Annotated in this window: 2 protein-coding genes; both read left to right on the top strand. The window is 76.2% G+C overall.

Features of this window, described 5'->3' with window-relative positions; translation table 11 throughout:
- The first annotated feature begins 157 nt into the window (after positions 1 to 157).
- Positions 158 to 1,123: a cobalamin biosynthesis protein gene (locus ACFV0Q_RS40640; RefSeq protein WP_385013021.1), complete on the top strand. Its 966-nt coding sequence runs from the start codon at positions 158 to 160 to the stop codon at positions 1,121 to 1,123.
- On the top strand, positions 1,120 to 2,640 hold the full coding sequence (locus ACFV0Q_RS40635; protein ID WP_385013020.1) for a cobyric acid synthase: 1,521 nt from the start codon (positions 1,120 to 1,122) through the stop codon (positions 2,638 to 2,640). The genes ACFV0Q_RS40640 and ACFV0Q_RS40635 overlap by 4 nt, the downstream gene beginning before the upstream one ends.
- The last annotated feature ends 33 nt before the right edge of the window (positions 2,641 to 2,673 follow it).

Raw genomic sequence — 2,673 nt, 5'->3', positions numbered from 1 at the left:
GCGCCTTGTAGAGTATGTCGGGTGCTAATCCGGCGCGGACCCCCCACTGACACCGGGGAACCCACGCGGCGCGTCCGACGCCCCGGGAGCCAGGAACTCTCGCCGCCGGACACGTCGAACCAGGGCGCGGACCCTGAGTGAGGACATACCTGCCACCATGCGTGCCGACCGCGTCTTCGCGTACGGCGCCACGGCGGGCCTGATCGGCGACCGGATCCTCGGGGATCCGCGCCGAGGGCACCCCGTGGCCGCCTTCGGACGAGCCGCCGCCGCCGTCGAGGGCGCCCTGTGGCGCGACGACCGCGCCCGCGGCGCCCTGCACACCCTGGTGTGCGCCGGAGGCGCGGCCGCCGTCGGCGCGCTGGGCGCCCGCGCCGTGCGCTCCCGGCCCGCGGCCGCCCGTATCGCCCTGACCGCCGCGGCCACCTGGGCCGTCGTCGGCGGCACCTCGCTGGGCCGGGAGGCCCGCGCGATCGGCGGAGCCCTGGCCGTCGGCGACATCGAGGTGGCCCGCGAACGCCTCCCCCACCTGTGCGGGCGCGACCCGCAGGCCCTGGACGGCCCGCAGATGGCCCGGGCCGTCGTGGAGTCCGTCGCGGAGAACACCTCCGACGCGGTGGTCGGCGCGCTGGTCTGGGGAGCCCTCGGCGGGGTCCCGGGGCTGCTCGCCTTCCGCGCCGTGAACACCCTCGACGCGATGGTGGGGCACAAGTCCCCCCGCTACCTGCGCTACGGCTGGGCCTCCGCCCGCCTCGACGACCTGGCGGGCTGGCCGGGGGCCCGGCTGACGGCGCTCGCCGCCGTGGCCGCCGGCCCCGACCGGCGGGGAGCCGTACGGGCCTGGCGCGCCGACGCCGCCGCCCACCCGAGCCCCAACGCCGGACCGGTGGAGGCCTCCTTCGCCGGGGCCCTGGGCGTCCGCCTCGGCGGGACCCTGTCCTACGGCGGGCGGGTCGAACACCGGGCGGTGCTGAACGGCGCCGCCGGGCGGCCGGTGGAGGTCGCCGACATCGACCGGGCGGTACGGCTGTCCCGGCGGGTGACCTGGCTGGCGCTCGGAGTCTGCGTGGCGGGCCGGGCCCTGGCCGCCCGCCTCTCCCCTACCAGGAAGGCGAACGCATGAGCGGCGCGCGGCGCGGCGGCGGACTGCTGGTCGCCGGTACGACCTCGGACGCGGGCAAGAGCGTGGTCACGGCGGGCATCTGCCGCTGGCTGGCCCGGCAGGGCGTGAAGGTGGCCCCGTTCAAGGCCCAGAACATGTCCCTCAACTCCTTCGTGACCCGCGAGGGCGCCGAGATCGGCCGGGCCCAGGCCATGCAGGCGCAGGCCGCGCGGGTGGAGCCGACGGCACTGATGAACCCCGTGCTGCTCAAGCCGGGCAGTGACCGCAGCAGCCAGGTGGTGCTGCTGGGCAAGCCGGTGGGCGAGATGAGCGCCCGCGGCTACCACGGAGGGCGCCAGGAGCAGCTCCTCGGCATCGTCACGGACTGCCTGGAGCAGCTGCGGGGCACGTATGACGCCGTGATCTGCGAGGGGGCGGGCAGTCCGGCCGAGATCAACCTGCGCCGGACCGACATCGTGAACATGGGCATCGCGCGGGCCGCGCGCTTCCCGGTGGTCGTCGTCGGCGACATCGACCGGGGCGGGGTCTTCGCCTCCTTCTTCGGGACGACGGCCCTGCTGTCCCCCGAGGACCAGTCGCTGATCGCGGGCTACATGGTCAACAAGTTCCGCGGCGACGTCACCCTCCTGGAGCCGGGCATGGAGATGCTGCGCGGCCTGACGGGCCGGGCGACGTACGGGGTGCTGCCGTTCCAGCACGGGCTGGGCATCGACGAGGAGGACGGCCTGCGCGTCTCCCTGCGGGGCGCGGTACGGGAATCCGTGGTGGCCCCGCCGGTGGGCGAGGACGTGCTGCGGGTCGCGGTGTGCGCGGTGCCGCTGATGTCGAACTTCACCGACGTCGACGCGCTGGCGGCGGAGCCGGGCGTGATCGTGCGGTTCGTGGACCGGGCCGAGGAGCTGGCCGACGCGGACCTGGTCGTCGTACCGGGTACGCGGGGCACGGTGAAGGCCCTGGAGTGGCTGCGCGAGCGCGGGCTCGCCGACGCGCTGGTGCGGCGGGCCGCGGAGGGCCGGCCGGTGCTCGGCGTCTGCGGCGGGTTCCAGGTGCTCGGCGAACACATCGAGGACGAGGTCGAGTCGAAGGCCGGTGCGGTGGCGGGGCTGGGGCTGCTGCCGGTGCGCGTCCGCTTCGCCGTGGAGAAGACCCTGGCCCGGCCGGTGGGGTCGGCGCTCGGGGAGCCCGTGGAGGGGTACGAGATCCACCACGGGGTGGCCGAAGTCCTGGGCGGGGAGCCGTTCCTGGACGGGTGCCGGGTCGGGGCCGTGTGGGGCACCCACTGGCACGGGTCGCTGGAGTCGGACGGGTTCCGGCGGGCGTTCCTCCGGGAGGTGGCCTCGGCGGCGGGGCGGCGCTTCGTCCCCGCGCCGGACACCTCGTTCGCCGCGCTGCGGGAGGAACAGCTGGACCTGCTCGGCGACCTGATCGCGGAGCACGCGGACACCGACGCCCTGCTCCGCCTGATCGAGTCGGGCGCCCCGACGGGCCTGCCGTTCCTCCCCCCGGGCGCGCCGTGAGGGGCCGGGCCCTGCGGGCGGCCTCCCCCACCC

Source organism: Streptomyces sp. NPDC059564 (assembly GCF_042735575.1).
Classification (GTDB): domain Bacteria; phylum Actinomycetota; class Actinomycetes; order Streptomycetales; family Streptomycetaceae; genus Streptomyces.
This window is presented reverse-complemented; position numbering and strand designations above follow the sequence as displayed.

Bases quoted from the DNA above. Each gene is read 5' to 3' on its own strand.
- ACFV0Q_RS40640 (WP_385013021.1), top strand. From the start codon at position 158: ATGCGTGCCGACCGCGTCTTCGCGTACGGCGCCACGGCGGGCCTGATC.
- ACFV0Q_RS40635 (WP_385013020.1), top strand. From the start codon at position 1,120: ATGAGCGGCGCGCGGCGCGGCGGCGGACTGCTGGTCGCCGGTACGACC.